This window comes from Spirosoma jeollabukense (genome assembly GCF_054777855.1).
In genome coordinates, this window is record NZ_BAAHAD010000004.1 from 186,044 (window position 1) to 201,957 (window position 15,914).

13 protein-coding genes are annotated in these 15,914 nt (G+C 48.2%); 7 read left to right on the forward strand and 6 right to left on the reverse strand.

Annotated features, from left to right (window positions below; all coding sequences use genetic code 11):
- Positions 1 to 22 precede the first annotated feature (22 nt).
- Entirely contained in the window at positions 23 to 436 is a 414-nt protein-coding gene (locus tag ACYVEA_RS17650; protein WP_461114751.1) for an EamA family transporter, read from the reverse strand.
- 217 nt (positions 437 to 653) lie between these two features.
- Between ACYVEA_RS17650 and ACYVEA_RS17655 the strand changes: the two genes are divergently transcribed.
- Positions 654 to 2,459 (forward strand): SGNH/GDSL hydrolase family protein, encoded by a 1,806-nt coding sequence (locus ACYVEA_RS17655; protein WP_461114752.1) that lies wholly within the window; start codon positions 654 to 656, stop codon positions 2,457 to 2,459.
- Positions 2,460 to 2,503: 44 nt separating this feature from the next.
- Here the strand turns inward: ACYVEA_RS17655 and ACYVEA_RS17660 are convergent, their stop codons facing one another.
- On the reverse strand, positions 2,504 to 3,367 hold the full coding sequence (locus ACYVEA_RS17660; protein ID WP_461114753.1) for a UbiA prenyltransferase family protein: 864 nt from the start codon (positions 3,365 to 3,367) through the stop codon (positions 2,504 to 2,506).
- Positions 3,368 to 3,599: 232 nt separating this feature from the next.
- Between ACYVEA_RS17660 and ACYVEA_RS17665 the strand changes: the two genes are divergently transcribed.
- Complete coding sequence (locus ACYVEA_RS17665) at positions 3,600 to 3,833, forward strand: DUF2905 domain-containing protein (RefSeq protein ID WP_461114754.1); 234 nt, start codon at positions 3,600 to 3,602, stop codon at positions 3,831 to 3,833.
- Here ACYVEA_RS17665 and ACYVEA_RS17670 read toward each other — a convergent pair.
- The 3 genes from ACYVEA_RS17670 to ACYVEA_RS17680 form a co-directional block, all read right to left on the reverse strand.
- Positions 3,799 to 5,355, reverse strand: coding sequence for a hypothetical protein (locus tag ACYVEA_RS17670; RefSeq protein WP_461114755.1), 1,557 nt, complete (start codon positions 5,353 to 5,355; stop codon positions 3,799 to 3,801). The genes ACYVEA_RS17665 and ACYVEA_RS17670 overlap by 35 nt on opposite strands.
- 114 nt (positions 5,356 to 5,469) lie before the next feature.
- Positions 5,470 to 6,276 carry a sugar phosphate isomerase/epimerase family protein gene (locus ACYVEA_RS17675; protein WP_461114756.1) on the reverse strand — a complete coding sequence of 269 codons (807 nt, stop codon included), beginning with the start codon at positions 6,274 to 6,276 and terminating at the stop codon, positions 5,470 to 5,472.
- Between the two features lie 74 nt (positions 6,277 to 6,350).
- Positions 6,351 to 6,983, reverse strand: coding sequence for a hypothetical protein (locus ACYVEA_RS17680; protein ID WP_461114757.1), 633 nt, complete (start codon positions 6,981 to 6,983; stop codon positions 6,351 to 6,353).
- Between the two features lie 166 nt (positions 6,984 to 7,149).
- Here ACYVEA_RS17680 and fbaA point away from each other — a divergent pair, with 166 nt between their 5' ends.
- The 4 genes from fbaA (at position 7,150) to ACYVEA_RS17700 (ending at position 13,732) form a co-directional block, all read left to right on the forward strand.
- On the forward strand, positions 7,150 to 8,229 hold the full coding sequence (gene fbaA, locus ACYVEA_RS17685) for a class II fructose-bisphosphate aldolase (protein ID WP_461114758.1): 1,080 nt from the start codon (positions 7,150 to 7,152) through the stop codon (positions 8,227 to 8,229).
- A 94-nt stretch (positions 8,230 to 8,323) separates the two neighbouring features.
- The gene (locus ACYVEA_RS17690) at positions 8,324 to 8,821 is read left to right on the forward strand and encodes a Uma2 family endonuclease (RefSeq protein ID WP_461114759.1); all 498 of its coding nucleotides are present in this window, start codon (positions 8,324 to 8,326) and stop codon (positions 8,819 to 8,821) included.
- Positions 8,822 to 9,309: 488 nt separating this feature from the next.
- Positions 9,310 to 12,621, forward strand: coding sequence for an efflux RND transporter permease subunit (locus ACYVEA_RS17695; protein WP_461114760.1), 3,312 nt, complete (start codon positions 9,310 to 9,312; stop codon positions 12,619 to 12,621).
- Complete coding sequence (locus ACYVEA_RS17700) at positions 12,605 to 13,732, forward strand: efflux RND transporter periplasmic adaptor subunit (protein WP_461114761.1); 1,128 nt, start codon at positions 12,605 to 12,607, stop codon at positions 13,730 to 13,732. Before ACYVEA_RS17695 ends, ACYVEA_RS17700 begins: the two co-directional genes overlap by 17 nt.
- An 80-nt stretch (positions 13,733 to 13,812) precedes the next feature.
- Here ACYVEA_RS17700 and ACYVEA_RS17705 read toward each other — a convergent pair whose 3' ends face one another.
- On the reverse strand, positions 13,813 to 15,150 hold the full coding sequence (locus ACYVEA_RS17705) for a M24 family metallopeptidase (RefSeq protein ID WP_461114762.1): 1,338 nt from the start codon (positions 15,148 to 15,150) through the stop codon (positions 13,813 to 13,815).
- 153 nt (positions 15,151 to 15,303) lie between these two features.
- Between ACYVEA_RS17705 and ACYVEA_RS17710 the strand changes: the two genes are divergently transcribed.
- Entirely contained in the window at positions 15,304 to 15,849 is a 546-nt protein-coding gene (locus ACYVEA_RS17710) for a hypothetical protein (protein ID WP_461114763.1), read from the forward strand.
- Positions 15,850 to 15,914 lie beyond the last annotated feature (65 nt).

A 15,914-nucleotide genomic window follows, 5' to 3' on the forward strand; every position in this document is an offset into this window, starting at 1 on the left:
ACAACGTAGTAACGCCGATTTTTTATAAAATCAGTACCAGCGTTCCGCCGATAATCAGGCTGGCACCAATAGCAGCTTTCCAGGTTAAGACCTCACCCAGAAAGATCACAGAAAAAAGAATGGCAATCGCCACACTCAGCTTATCTACCGGAGCTACCTGAGAGACTTTACCCAGTTGCAGGGCTTTGTAATAGAAAATCCAGGAAAATCCCGTTGCCATACCCGACAGAATGAGAAAGAGCCAGTTCTGCCGACTTAGCGTGGGTAAAGACTCTACTCCACCGCGCCAGAAAACAATTCCCCAGGCCACAAATAAAATGACGATGGTACGGATCGCCGTTGCCAGATCCGTATTTACGCCTTTGATGCCAACCTTCGCCAGTATGGCCGTTAGGGCTGCGAACAGCGCAGAGAGTAATGCATACATCCACCACATTGTTATCGAAGTTTTGTAAAGTGTAACGCAATCAATTGGCAACATGTACGGTGCTACGTCCCCATTTCAGCTTTTTTATTTCAGAAGAACGATGACCATTATTGAGTCTGCTAAAAACAAAAAAGGCCCAGTCAAAGTGAGAATTTCGCGGACTTTGCTTCTATCAATAAAGGACGATTATTTTTGATGTTTTCCGGCGCTGATTCGTTTTTAACTAATGAAAAAAAATAGCCTGATCTGGTTTTTTATTGTCTGGACAACTTGTTTTGCCGCCGTCGCTCAGGCACCTGTCGAATATGCGTGGTGGAACCCGAGTCAGGGTGATTTTTCCGTAATTGAAGGGCAGGGATGGTCGGGGAAGGACATTCAGAATCCGTATGATCGGCTGCCCGCAACCGCCGAGAAGACGGTCCGAAAGGACGTCTGGAATTTGTCACATAACGCTGCCGGTCTGATGATCCGCTTCCGGGCCAGCACCGACCAACTTGTCGTGCGCTATAAAGTAGGCGGTAAGCAGGCGTTGCCTCACATGGCGGCTACGGGCGTGAGTGGGGTTGATTTGTACGCAGGCAACAGTGATGGGGACTGGTTGTGGTGCGCCGGAAAATATGCCTTCGGCGATACAATTCGGTACACGTTTGCTAACCTGGAACCCAATGATACGTATCACCAGAAAGGGCGTGAATATCGACTGTATTTACCTCTATACAACAACGTGCAATGGCTGGAAATCGGCGTACCCAAAGGTGTAAACGTTACGCCCTTGCCGGTGCGTGCAGACAAGCCCATTGTTGTTTATGGTACGTCGATCGCTCAGGGCGCTTGCGCTTCCCGGCCTGGTATGGCCTGGCCAGCCATTTTAGGCCGTAAACTGGACCGCCCACTGATCAATCTGGGGTTTTCCGGCAACGGTCGACTGGAGAAGGAAGTCGTGGAGTATGTTCAGCAGATTGATGCCAAATTATACGTACTGGACTGCCTGCCGAATCTGGTGGCAACTGTCGGTATACAGCCCGAGGAAATCAAAGCCCGAATTATCGAAACGGTAAAAACACTCCGGCAAAAACGACCGGCCACGCCAATCCTGGCTGTGGAACACGCAGGGTACTCGGATGGGGACATTAACCTCACAAGACGAAAGCTATACAGCGATGCCAACGGGTTGATGCAGCAGGCGTTTGCCCAGTTGAAGCAGGACGGGGTCAATGGCCTGTATCTGTTGCCTAAATCAGACATCAACCTGGATTCGGATGCAATGGTGGACGGTACGCACCCAACCGATTTAGGGATGCAGCAATATGCGGATGCCTATGAAAAACGTATCCGTGCCATCCTGAATGAACCCGTCGGTACGTTGTCGACGACGAAAGCCCGAATGCAAACCCGAGACGCCCGAAATTATGATTTTGAAACCCGCCATCGCGACATTATAGCTCGATTGAAAACCAAACCGGCACGTATCGTTTTTATGGGAAACTCGATTACGCACTTCTGGGGTGGCGAACCGAAAGGGCCCTTCGCGACCGGCGACGATTCCTGGAAGGCGATCATGGAGCCATTGGGTGTGCAAAATATGGGCTACGGCTGGGACCGGATCGAGAACGTGTTATGGCGTGTTTATCACGGCGAGCTGGATGGTTATACGGCCAGTCAGGTGGTGCTGATGATTGGTACCAATAACCTTCAGTGGAACACAAACGCCGAAATTGTAGCCGGATTGACGTTTCTGGTGCAAGCCATCAAAGCCCGACAACCTACTGCCGACATTCTCCTGATTGGTATTCTGCCGCGCCGGGATCAGGAGCCGCGGGTAGCGGCACTTAATGAAATGATTGCGCAGGCCACCGGAGACATGAATGCTACGTTTATACAGGCTGGCCCTGTTTTTCTGAAGCCGGATGGCAAAGTTGACGAGTCTTTATTTTCGGATGGCCTGCATCCCAATGCGGAGGGCTATCGCCGATTGGCCGCCAAGCTCCAGCCTTATCTTAAACCTGTTGAACAGCCTCAAAAACGGAAATAGATAGCGTATGAGCGGATAATTTTATTGTTAAAAAGAGATTCCGCTTAATAGCAAAACCAAAGCAACAAGCCTGATAGCATTAATAAACCATCTAAATAGACGTAATACCCATAATCTGACGCATAGCTTTCGATACGTTGTGCCGTAAGTAACAGCAAAATCATGGGTAAGCTTATGTAGATAAGGGTCCATGTATCCAGCCTCAGCGCATACAATGTGGCAACCGTCAGACCAAAGCAGAAAGCAATGACTCCAAAAAAGAGACGTGCCTGTCGTTCCGTCAGCATCGACACGATGGTTAACCACTTCGATTGCCGATCTACATCCCGGTCACGATAATCGAAGCAGAGGGCAACGCTATAGATGAGCAGGAATCGATTGAGAAGCCAGACGCTGGCTACTACCCAACTGAAATGAACCGCTGGTGTTGTTATGAGCAGCGGTATGGCCGCCGTTACGTAAGTCCAGACAAGGGCGAGATAGGTCGTTTTCAATACAGCAATCCGACGTAGCGCGCGGAAGGGCCGCCAGTTAATTTTAGGCGCTGTATATAAAAATGTCAGGAATATAACGGGTAACAAGTCTGGTAAATAAGCCGTTAACTGAGTCAACAGCCAGAGTCCGGCTACGAGTGCGGCAATGAATGAACCAAGCAGCGTTTTTTTATGACGATCGATCCAGCGTTCCCGGTCAGTACGCCCGGCTGATCCATCGGTTAAATACGTGTGTAGCGAATAACTGCCCAATGTCCCGACAAATATGAACGGCAGAAACGAGGTCGGCAAGTGTAGGGCAAACAAGCGTACGGTGGTCAGGCACATCACAACAGCGCAAAGGGCGATGTAACCATTGCCAAAAACGAGTGCCTGGCCAAAAGCTACTAAGCCCCGACGTACGGATTGATGCATAAAATAATGGACGGCGAGTGCCAGTTTATCCCACAGTGACCTGCGTAAATCTTTTCAACTGATTCCTGTCCAAAATGATTAGCCGATGGCGTTCTTGTTAAGTTTTATTTCCTCAGCTACTTCCGTTCAGGAACTAAGCTGGTAGCCTATAGGCACCTTCTGAATTATCTTTTATTCTGGTTTTTGCGTTAAATGACAAAAGATGATTCAATGCACTTTTACTGACCTACTAATGAACTCAACGTTTGGTAAATACATCATTCTCATTGGCGCTGTGTTGCTGCTTATTGGCACCGTAATTTACTTTTTCGGTGATAAGCTTAGTTGGCTGGGACGATTACCCGGCGACATTCGTATCGAAGGTAAAGACGGCGGAGGATTCTACTTTCCCATCGTGACCTGCATCATTGTCAGCATCGTGCTGAACGTAGTTATCGCGCTGGTTCGTCGTTTTTTCGGGTCGTAGCGCCGGTCGATTTACTGGATGACAGGTCGTCGCTGAACGTCAGTTTATTCAAGTAGAACACTTCGCGCGGACTGGCATAGTTTTTTGAGGGAGCAATTTTTTGAAACCCACAGGCCAGAAAATGCTGGCCATACCACGCCATAAGATTATCCTGCGCCGAAAACGTTACTTTTTCGTTTTCAGAATTGGTCTTGAGCTTAAATTTTTCGGTTTCTTTCAGGACTTTGCTGCCCTGGATTACCTCCGTTGTGATTTCGCCATCGTTTGGATAAGCCAGTACAGTTCGATTGCCTTGATGCGACACCTGCACCATCTCGGTTAACTCGGAACTAAGCAACTCTTTGATTGGAAAACAGTTGTCCCACAGGAGCTTCCCCTGTTTGTCGAAGCCGCAAATAAAGGCATGCGTGTAGCGAAACCCATCGTAACGGTCCGCACCACGCAGATAGCCGCCATAGGCTGTCATAGCCCCCCTGTATTGCGGGTAATACACTTCCGCTACGAGCGTTAGGCCGTCGGTGGTGGGTTGCAGGTCATGTACCAGCAGGCGGTAATGAAACTTGTAATCTTTGCCTTCTTCTTTCTTTTTCTGCGCACGGGCCAGCAGTTTTTGCTGTCGATGCGGTTTCAGGTAATTAAAGAAATTCTGAAGTTGTGAGAATTCGATATACTGAATGGTGTTGACCGCTTCATCGGCAGGTTCCCCCTGGCGAATGCGTGTTACGTAGATACCCTGCGAGTAGGGGGTGCAATCCGTGGAATAGTTGCCGACAAGCAGGGATTCGTGCTCGTTGATGGGCAGGAGCTTTCCGGAAATCAGGCTGTTTTTGGCCCCGTCAAAATCCAGCGTACGTAGTAGTTTGCTATCGTAATTATAAGTTCTGATGGAGAACTTGCAATGGCGTCTGAGTGAATGAACCAATACGTTCACTTCCTGCCGGGCTTCGTCAAGTTCCAGGCTGCTTATCTCCATTCGATTGACGTACAAACCGGGCAAAACCTTGGTCGAGTTATCAAAAAACGAAAACGCCATCACGACCGGGCGCGTGTGGTGATACCCGCCAACGTAAGCCTGGCTGCCCATCACCTTGAATAACTTTACATCGAACTGATCGAGCAAATCGCCCTCGAATGTCTCGATGGCACCATCGTCGAGATGAAGACGCAGGAACTGGAAACGCCCCGTGTCGTATTCCCGGAAGAGATGGTAAATGTATTGATCCGTATTATAGGTCAGGACGGGCTTAAATTTGATATCCTGTTTGAATTCTTTTCGCCAGAGTAATTTGAAGTTGACGTCGTACTTCTGGAAGTTAAATTGATTCGGTGTCCTGTCATAAAACGTACCCTTCTGAATTGTCATCAGCAACCCCCGATCACCCAGGGGCGTTACGTCGAAGGATTCGGATTCATCGGGATTGGAAGGAATTTCAACACGTAGTGACTGAGCCAACTGCGCCCGTGTTGAATAGGGTAGAAGGCTCAATATCAATAGGTAGAGTATGTAATAGACGCGAATCATAACGTATCAGATTTGCGACTGCTCAAGCAAGCCGCCTTATACCATACAATTTCTTTATTCTGCAACACAAATCATATTTTTTCTCCTATTTGAAGATACGTATTTTCTGACACATTACACCTGCCACCGTTTTTTGAGGTAATCTTTCATAAATACATTCACATCCCATTGGCTGGAAACGGGCTGCTGAGTGAAGGGCAGCGTGGGCAGGTAGCCCGCCGGGCCGAATTCACAGGTTATGGTTAGGGTAGGGACATTGGCTTTTTGCTGCCGATCACGAATCGCGTCCCACCATTTGGCATGGCTTTCGAGCGCATCTTTCCATTCCGGTGCGCGCGGGTCATTCACTTGCGGTCCTTCAGGATGGCCCACCCGGCAGTGAATGTGATCGCTGACGGCAATGGCGCGGGTAACATTACTTGCCTGATCGGCCAGATACGATTCCGCTACGTTAACCCAGTGCGAATAATCGGCGGTCAGGCGCAGGTCAGGTAGTTTAAGCAGATAGGATTGAATAGCCGGGGCACTGTAGGAAAACCGGCCCCGGTGCGTTTCGTGCAGAATGCGGACGCCCGTTTGCTTCTGTACATCCAGCGCCGTTTGAATCAGCTCGACGTTTTGCTCGAACGTAAAGTAATCGTGGCCCGTGTGGGCGTTGATAAACAGCGGTTTGTAGGCGGCAATGTCGAGCAAATCGTCGTGGTATTTCTTTTTGTGGTCAGCAAAGTTGCTGCCTCCGCCAAAAGCCATCAGAATAAGTTCGAGGCCATTGTCGTGCATTACCTGCACGGCTTCGTTACGTTTGTCGGGGCCGGCGGAAACTTCCATGCCGTCGTAACCGGCACTTTTGACGCGTTTGGCGGCTTCGGTATAGGAAAGGTTTTCCATGCCCCACAGTGGGCAGAAGAAGAGAGTTTTCAAGGCAATAGGCGCTTAGTTTATCTGCTCAAAGTTGGCAGAAAAAACCGTGCAGGAAAACTCCCTTTCGTGGTTTCTTACGAAATCCACAGCAATCTGTTACTGGCAACCCGCCAGCCCGTTGCTTTCTTTTCTAAAAAGTATATCTCGCCGGTGCCACATAGCCCTCCGCAGACTGAAGAACGATAACATACGGCTTTGTTACCGTCGTCGGAATATACGACTGATGAGAAACTCACCAGGGAACTGAAGTCCGGAACGTCTTTCCGTAATCCCTCTATGCCAGGACTTGACGGCGTGTTAAAATAATACGTCCATTGCTGGTCGGTCAGAAGCTGAGTACGATAACAAACGGACACAACCGATCCATTTAATGACTTAATCTTGAACTGACTGGAGTCAACGGTACTCACGAATTGCTGCCAGACCGGGTTCGTAGTAATACTATCCTGCTTAGCTTCTTTGAGCACATTTTGCCAGTCATAGAGATAAGGTTTCCCTGTTTGGGGGGCTACTATAATTACCTGTCTGGCTGCCTGTTGAGTTGGGCAATACTGATCGATAATTGCTGAATAAACTTTATAATCAGTGGAGTCACTTGTCAGGTTTGGTGTCGATTCAGGTTCCAGGATGGTTGTATCGGCACGTCGGCACAGCATAAAGATTAAGGCTACGGTAAGGTAGATAAAAATTAATTGTAACGTTCTCATAACGTTTAGTTTTAGAGATAGGACCCGATTTTTCTGTAAAGCGTTGATGCATGATTAGTATTTTTTTGACAATATGCCCAACTTTGCTCATTAAACTCAAATAGGAGTGTCGGTCGTATTTTCGGCAAACTATTTCTTGAACGAATCCAAAAAATCATCCCTAATCATGAGTGAAGTAGCCACCCGTTTTGCCCCCGGTGTTGTAACCGGCGAAGGCGTTACCCAACTTTTCCGGCACGCCAACGAAAATGATTACGCCCTGCCCGCCGTCAACGTAGTTGGTACGGACTCTGTAAATGCCGTACTGGAAACGGCTAAAGCTGTTAACTCACCCGTAATCATTCAGTTTTCCAACGGCGGAGGCATTTTTTATGCTGGTAAGAGCCTGCCGAATGATAAACAGCAAGCCGCCATCGCCGGGTCTATTTCGGGAGCCTTGCACGTTCATCACGTTGCCGAACTTTACGGTGTTCCGGTGATTCTACATACCGACCACTGTGCCAAAAAATTGTTGCCCTGGATTGACGGTCTGCTGACGGCTGGCGAAAAGCATTTCGACCAAACAGGCAAGCCCTTGTACTCATCCCACATGCTCGATTTGTCGGAGGAGCCAATTGAAGAGAATATCGAAATCTGTTCCAAATACTTTGAGCGGATGGCTAAAATCGGCATGACGCTCGAAATCGAACTCGGTGTGACGGGTGGCGAAGAAGATGGCGTTGACAACTCTGACGTTGACGATTCTAAACTGTATACGCAACCTTCGGAAGTGGCGTATGCGTACGAAGAATTGAGCAAAATCTCACCAAATTTCACGATCGCTGCTGCTTTTGGTAACGTACACGGCGTATATAAACCGGGCAACGTAAAACTGTCGCCCATCATTCTGGACAATTCGCAGAAATACATTCAGGAGAAATATGCGACGGGGCCGCTGCCGGTGAACTTCGTCTTCCACGGCGGATCAGGATCGAGCCGTGAGGAAATTCGCGAAGCTATCCGCTATGGTGCGGTGAAAATGAACCTCGATACCGACATGCAGTGGGCCATGTGGGAAGGAATTCTGAAATACTACAAATCAAAAGAAGGCTATCTGCAATCACAACTGGGCAACCCCGAAGGGTCTGATTCGCCCAATAAAAAATACTACGATCCACGCGTATGGCTTCGTAAGGGTGAAGAAAGCATGGTACAACGCCTTAAAATTGCATTTGAAGATTTGAATTGCATCAACCGGCTGGCCTAGCCGATTGCTGGTTAGCAGTTTACTGTTTGCAAAGTGTCGGGTACTAAAACCCGGCACTTTTTTTGTTATCTTGCAGAAAACAATCCAGTAAACAATGGAAGCGGTTGCATTAGCAGAACAGGCAGTTGAGGAGGTTGTCCGCTCACACTATGAAATGGAACGCGGTAAACCTATGCCCAGTAAAAATCATTCCAGGCTTCAACAGCGGATAGGCGCTGAATTAGTTATTCATTACAGCGAGCAATTTGATACGTATAGCGAACTATCGCTGGAAGCGCCCAATCCCCCTTTTGTTCCTGACTTGTGCTTGTTTCCGGCAGAGCCTTCAAACTGGCGAGAGGATGAAGTACGAGTGAGTGATGTGCCACTGACCGTAATTGAAATTGTTTCACCTTCTCAGACTGATACTGAACTGACTGAAAAATCAAAAGCTTATTTTGCTGCCGGTGTCAAATCATACTGGCTTGTCCAACCCGTATTGAGAACTGTATTTGTGCTTCTGCCCGATGGAGATGAATTAGTTTTTCACAATGATATACTTACTGATCCGACCAATGCCATTTCGATTGATTTGAAAAAAGTATTTCGGTAAAGTCAGGCTAAATGTTTCGTAAAGATTTTTTTTCGTGGAGTCGGTCTTAAAGATCCGACTCCATTTTCTTTTTTACAGGTATAAATTTCCTTTCAATTAGACTGGGTATTTTTCGTGTGTCGGCATTATAAAAAGGGGACGAAACCGGCGTTCCGTAGGAGTTATATTCTGCCTGATTTATATAAGTTTCTTGTCAATAAATCGGAAAAATTAAGGGTAGGTGTTTTTACTTATATATTCTTAAGTAGCAAGACAAAGTATTTAATTTTTATTGACGCACTGCTCATAAATAGCTCTGAAACCAGATCGTTAGTACACTAACATTTTCAGACAAATTCGTTAACTTTCAGGAAGATATGTCACTTGATGTGATGTATTATGGAAAAAATTGGGTTTTGCCTGATTGGTATTTTAGGCAACCGGCAAGTTCATACAACCAGCCCTAAGCGGGCAACCGAGTCAAGAATTTAAGTTGATTAGACTATAATATGAATTTAATCCGAGCTGCATTACGTAAGCCAATTACTATTCTGGTTTTAGTAGCCAGTTTATTCTTCTTCGGTATCAATGCCGTCCGCACGATCAAGATTGACATATTTCCGAATTTGAATTTGCCGGTTATTTATATCTCCCAACCATTTGGTGGGTATACCCCTAACCAGATGGAGTCTTTTTTTGGGAAACAATACGTTAACCTGCTCCTCTATGTGTCAGGGGTGAAAAGTATTGAAACCAAAAATATTCAGGGCATCACGCTGATTAAGTTATCCTTTTACGAAGGGACCAATATGGCGCAGGCAGCGGCTGAGGTATCGGCTTATTCGAACCGCGCTCAGGCTACCTTTCCGCCGGGATCGCAACCGCCTTTCATTCTGCGTTTCGATGCCTCTACTTTGCCGGTTGGTCAGTTAGTCTTAAGTAGTCCGAAGCGTACGAATAATGAACTGCAGGATTTAGCGAACGTGTATGTTCGGGCAGGTTTCAGCTCGATTCCCGGCCTGGTGTCGCCAGCGCCGTTTGGTGGTAACTCCCGAACGATTGTTATCCGGGCCGACCCAGCCTTACTACGTTCGCACAACCTGACCCCCGACCAACTGGTGGCGGCTTTACGTATCAATAATACGGCAACCCCCGCCGGTAACGTGCGAATTGGCGACTTGAACTATTTTACACCGGCCAATACAACCGTCCAAAACGTTGAGGATTTTGGCAATATCCCGCTCTACACGGGTTCGGTCCAGAATCTGTTTCTAAAGGACGTAGCAACTATTGAAGATGGCGCCGATATTACGCAGGGCTATGTGCTGGTCAACGGAAAACGATCGGTGTATCTGCCTATTACCAAATCGGCGGATGCGTCTACCTGGGAAGTGGTACAAAATCTGAAAGCGGCTTTGCCACGTTTTCAGGCGCTGCTGCCCGAAGATGTCAAGCTCACCTACACCTTCGACCAGTCGGTCTACGTCATTAACTCGGTCAAAAGTTTGATGACCGAGGGGGCCATCGGGGCCATCCTGACGGGGCTCATGGTCCTACTTTTTCTGGGCGATGTTCGGGGTGCTTTGATCGTTATTATTACCATTCCGACCTGTATTATTTCCGGGGTATTGTTCCTCAAGTTATTCGGACAGACGATCAACATCATGACCCTGAGTGGCCTCTCGCTCGCGATTGGGATTCTGGTCGATGAAAGTACCGTAACGATTGAAAATATCCACCAGCATATGGATATGAACAAGCCCAAAGCGCTGGCGATCTGGGATGCCTGTAAGGAGATTGCCTTTTCTAAGCTGTTGATTCTGTTCTGTATTCTGGCGGTTTTTGCCCCGGCTTTCACGATGACGGGCATTCCGGGCGCTTTGTTCTTACCGCTGGCACTGGCCATTTCGTTTTCCATGATTACGTCCTACGTAATGGCGCAAACGTTGGTTCCGGTGCTGGCGAACTGGATGATGAAAGAGCACACGCACGTTAGTAATGGCAAAGCCCATAAAAACGAGCCTGTAAATGGAAAGCTACTAACGGCCAACGGCATTGCCAGTAAAAACGGCAAAAGCACGTCCGATGACATACTCGATCAAAAGGAAAAACTAGCGCATCAGATTGATATTAACCATGACGGCAAAATCAGCTATTTTGAGCGGATTCGGGCGCGTTTTGTTCGCTTTATCGGTCGAATGTTGCCTTACCGAAAGGCTATTGTACTAGTATACGGCGTTGGCGCATTGGGTATTGCGGCTATCCTGATTACGTCGATTGGCCGGGATGTTCTGCCAAAAGTAAACGCGGGCCAATTTCAGGTCCGGCTTCGTGAACCCGATGGTACACGACTTGAGAAAACGGAAAAGACGATGCTGACGGCTATCGATCAGCTCTACAAATTAGTTGGTAAAGAAAACGTCGAAATCACCTCGGCCATGGTCGGGATGCACGGTTCGCAGTTCTCAACAAGCCCGATTTACCTGTTTATGGCCGGTCCGCAGGAAGGTGTTTTGCAGGTATCGCTGAAAGAGGACTATGACGTTGAACTCGATGAGTTGAAAGACCAGTTTCGGGCCAGTATGAAAAAGGTACTGCCGAATGTCAAGCTTTCATTTGAGCCGATTGAACTCACTGATAAGATTCTGAGTCAGGGTTCGCCGACGCCGATTGAGGTGAAGATGACGGGTAAGAATAAAAAACAAAACGAAGAATACGCCAATAAAGTGATCGCTAAACTGAACAAAATCCCATATCTGCGGGATGTGCAGATTGGTCAGGCGACGAAATACCCGACAATTAACGTAACGATTGACCGGGCGCGGGCGGCTCAGTTGGGTACGGATATATCCGCGATTTCCCGCTCGCTAATTGCCTCTACATCGTCGTCGCGTTTAACCGAAAAAAGCGTCTGGATTGATCCGAAATCGGGTCAAAGCTATAGTGTGCAGGTTCAGGTTCCCGAAAACCAGATGACCAGCATCAACGATCTGGGTGAAATACCCATCTCGCCAAACTCAAACCGCCCGATCCTGAGCGATGTGGCTGATCTGAAAAAAGGCACTACGTATGGCGAAAACGACAACCTTGGCGCTATACCTGTTCTATCGGTCACGGCTAACCTGAACGACATGGACTTAGGACGAGCGGCCACCGATGTTCAGAAAGCCATTGATTCGCTGGGTGAATTGCCGCGCGGGTTAACCATAAAAATGCAGGGCTTAACGCAGGTGTTGATCGATACGCTCGACAGTTTACAGAATGGTCTTTTGGTGGCTATTGTGGTGATTTTTCTAATGTTAGCGGCTAATTTTCAGTCCTTTAAAGTGTCGCTGGTTGTTTTATGTACGGTACCTGCGGTATTGGTTGGCTCGCTGACCTTGCTGATGCTGACCGGATCAACGCTTAACCTGCAATCGTACATGGGCATGATTATGTCGGTCGGGGTTTCCATTTCTAACGCTGTGTTGATGGTGACTAACGCTGAGGAACTTCGGATGCGGAATGGTGACGCGCTACGTTCGGCTCGGGAAGCCGCGTCGGTACGGATGCGACCTATCGTGATGACCAGCGTAGCCATGGTCGTTGGTATGATTCCAATGGCGTCGGGGATAGGCGAAGGTGGTTCGCAGGCTGCCCCACTGGGACGTGCCGTTATTGGCGGGTTGATTTCGTCGACCTTTGCGGCCCTGTTCATTTTGCCGCTCGTATTCGCCTGGGTGCAGGAAAAAACCACGACCGATTCGGTATCGCTGGACCCTGAAGACAAAGACAGTAAATTTTATATTCCCTCATCGTCATCGTATGAATCGGTTAATTAATAAGCCATACCATAGTTTGCTCGCTGTTGTGGGCAGTTTGCTCTTATTCAGTTCGTTAAGCAGTTGCCATTCTTCCGAAGGTAAAGAGGAGAAGTCTACGTCTGAAGCCCCCGAAGCGCCTGCTGCCACGGAGGTGTTTGCCTTACATCGGGGTAAATTATCGTCTGAATTGCAAGTGCCGGGTGAATTGATTGCGTTTCGCGACGTTGACATCTATGCCAAAGTAAGCGGCTACATCAAAGCACTGAATGTAGACGTAGGTTCTGAAGTACAGCAGGGTCAATTGCTGGCCCTGGCCGAAGCGCCCGAATTAAGTGCTCAACTGGCCTCAGCCGAATCGAAACTTAAAGTGCAGGAAGCCCTGTCTATTGCCAGCAAAGCCAACTACGAACGGGTAGCCGAAGCCAGTAAAATGAGCGGTGCCGTATCAAAAAACGACGTTGATCTGGCGCTGTCTAAACGTAATGCGGACCTGGCTCAGTTGGAAGCGGCTAAATCAGCTTACCGGGAGGTGGCCGACCTGAAAAAGTATCTGGAAATCCGGGCTCCTTTTGCTGGTATCATCAGCACACGTAATGCCAGCACGGGTGCTTACATCGGACCCGCCGGTAAAGGGTCTGAATTTCCCTTGTTTGTGCTGACCGAGCAGAAGCGACTTCGTTTAGTGATTTCAATTCCTGAAGCCTACACGGGTTACGTTGATCTGAACGACGAGGTGAATTTTACCGTCAAAGCTTTCCCTGATAAGAAATTCAGCGGTAAGGTAAAACGCCAGTCAGGCGCTTTGGATAAACGCTTACGTTCTGAGCGGGTAGAAGTGGATGTGATCAACAATGACAAAAAGCTTCTGCCTGGCATGGTCGCAGAAGTAAATATTCCGCTGCCAACCAAAAACAATACGTTCATTGTACCAAAGTCGGCGATCTTCAGCGCATCGACCGGGGTCTTTGTTATTAAGGTCAACAATAAAAAAGCTGAGTGGGTCCCTGTCAAAAGAGGCCTTGAGGCCGACGAAAAAGTAGAGATATTCGGTGATTTGAAAGAGGATGATCAACTGGTCGCCACAGCAACTGAAGAGATTCGCGATGGCTCGCCGGTTAATGTGAAATGATAGGTAGAGACGCAATCCTTTGCGTCTCCATGAACCGGATGGTATTGCTGACGCATAAGGAGACGCAAAGGGTTACGTCTCTATTTTACGTATCCCAACTTCCTTGGAATGGTGTAAATTTCTGTTTGTCGACCGTCGATATAGCGAAAGGTTTTTCCATCGAAGAAGCCGTCTTCTTCAAGCATGATACGTACCACTTTTTTCCATTCCGGAATTTCTACGGCCGCATTGAGTTCAATGGAGTAGGCGGTGTTAGACAGGAGTGGATAATCGCCGGGGCCGGGAACGCCCTTTTGCTGATCCCACAAGCCGATGGTTGGCCCCGCTGCATGACCGTGGACGCCGATCGGGTGGGAATAGATCGTGCCATTAATGCCTTCTTTCTTCGACTGTTCCAGCGCTGCCAGCAGCATCTGATTTCCTGTTTTCCCGGCGCTGAATTGCGATGTCAGAATTTCCTGTAGGCGATTCCCCTGTTTGAAAGCCGCCTTGATGGCTTCAGGAACGTCGGTTTCGCCGGGGCGTAATACGTAAGCGTGTTGTTGCTGGTCTGTATTCAGGCGCAGGTACGTAATGCCGAAATCGACATGGAGCAAATCGCCGGGCAGAATTACTTGCTTATCAGGGCGTTTCGAGAACGTGCGAAGGTGGTTAAAGTCTTCCTGGTCAGCTCGTTGCACATCCACCGTCGGGTGAAACCAGGTATCTAAACCCAGGTTTGTAATCCGTTGGCGGAACCACCACACTACGTCGTCGGTCGTTGTTACGCCGGGCTGAATAACCTGTTCTGAAAACCCTTCCTGAATAATCTGGTGCGAAAGTCGGCAGATAAGCGGGTAAATCGCCATCTCTTTTTCGGTACGGGTTTCGAGCCAGCCAACGGCAACTTTCTCGGCTGAGACGATACGCTTCTGATAATCGGCGGGTAGTTTCTTTATAAATTCTTCGTGTTCCGAAAAGGAAAGCCCGTCAGCATGACCATAGTTGGTCGACATGTTCAGGCCAATTTTCTTCGGCTTTCGGTCCTCAATAATCTTCGCCAGGGCTTCCCATTGATTGGGCCGAACGTCAATATCCCAGGCCCCTTTAAGCAGATTACCTACGTCATACCGGGCAATGGCAAGCTTCTCGACCTCCTTACCATTGTCAAAGAAGACAATAATGGTTCGACGACGAGCCGAAAGCCAGGTGCTGGGCAACATCGTCCGGAGAACGGGGTCTTCATTGTATTCACGAGAAATAATGACCCACATATCGATTCCTTCCCGACGCATGAGTTGAGGCAAAAAGTTGGTGAAGCGATCGTCGAGAATTTCGTCAATCACCCGCGATCGATCGCGTTCGGGCAGCACAGTAGACGGTTGAGCAGAGCTAGTCAGGAACCCGCAGAGCAGGCAGGCAAGGTACAGATAACGCATGAAAACGGCAGGTTGATTGAGTGTTTAGAGCCCTGGCAAGCAGGCAACTTATAAGTTCATTAAAATTTCTAACCAATCTACCGACAGAACGATTAATCGTTAATATTGCCTATTATAATTCCTTCTTTAGTTTTACCATACCTTGAAAAAGTCATGAAACTACCGCTGATTGCTCTGCTAGTTGTCGTATGGAATTCAAGTGCTTTTGCGCAGGATGTAATCGTTAAACTGAACAGCCAGCAGTTGAATGCTAAAGTGACGGAAGGTACTGGTACCGACGTCAAATTCAAGTATCCGAACGAAGATCTGGTTAACGTGGTCAGCAAAAATCTGGTACAGGAGATTCGTTTTGCCAGCGGGCGAACGGAGCCCGTTTCTACGCGTGTTGAGATCTTTACCGAAGAAGACTGGCCAAAAGTACAGGTAACGACGCTTGAAAGTGACGTAGCGGGGCTGGCTAAACTGGGTGAAGTACGGGCAAAGGCCAATGGTGCGACCGTATTTTCCAATTCTGCGAAAGTAGACGAACGAGCTACCGAGAAGCTCAAACGTGAGGCTGCTCGTTTAGGCGCGCACTTGGTACTTATCCAAAGCAAAAACGTTCGCGGTTCTGACTATAATTATTTCGGCAGCACAACTGCCCGGAGCGTTTTGACGGGCGTTGCCTACGGCTACGAAAAGCCTGCAAATGGGCAGTAAACGTACTGATGAGCTTAGCTTAACCGTCTGGTTATTAATTGAGTAAAGAATTGAAAGTGACAGCT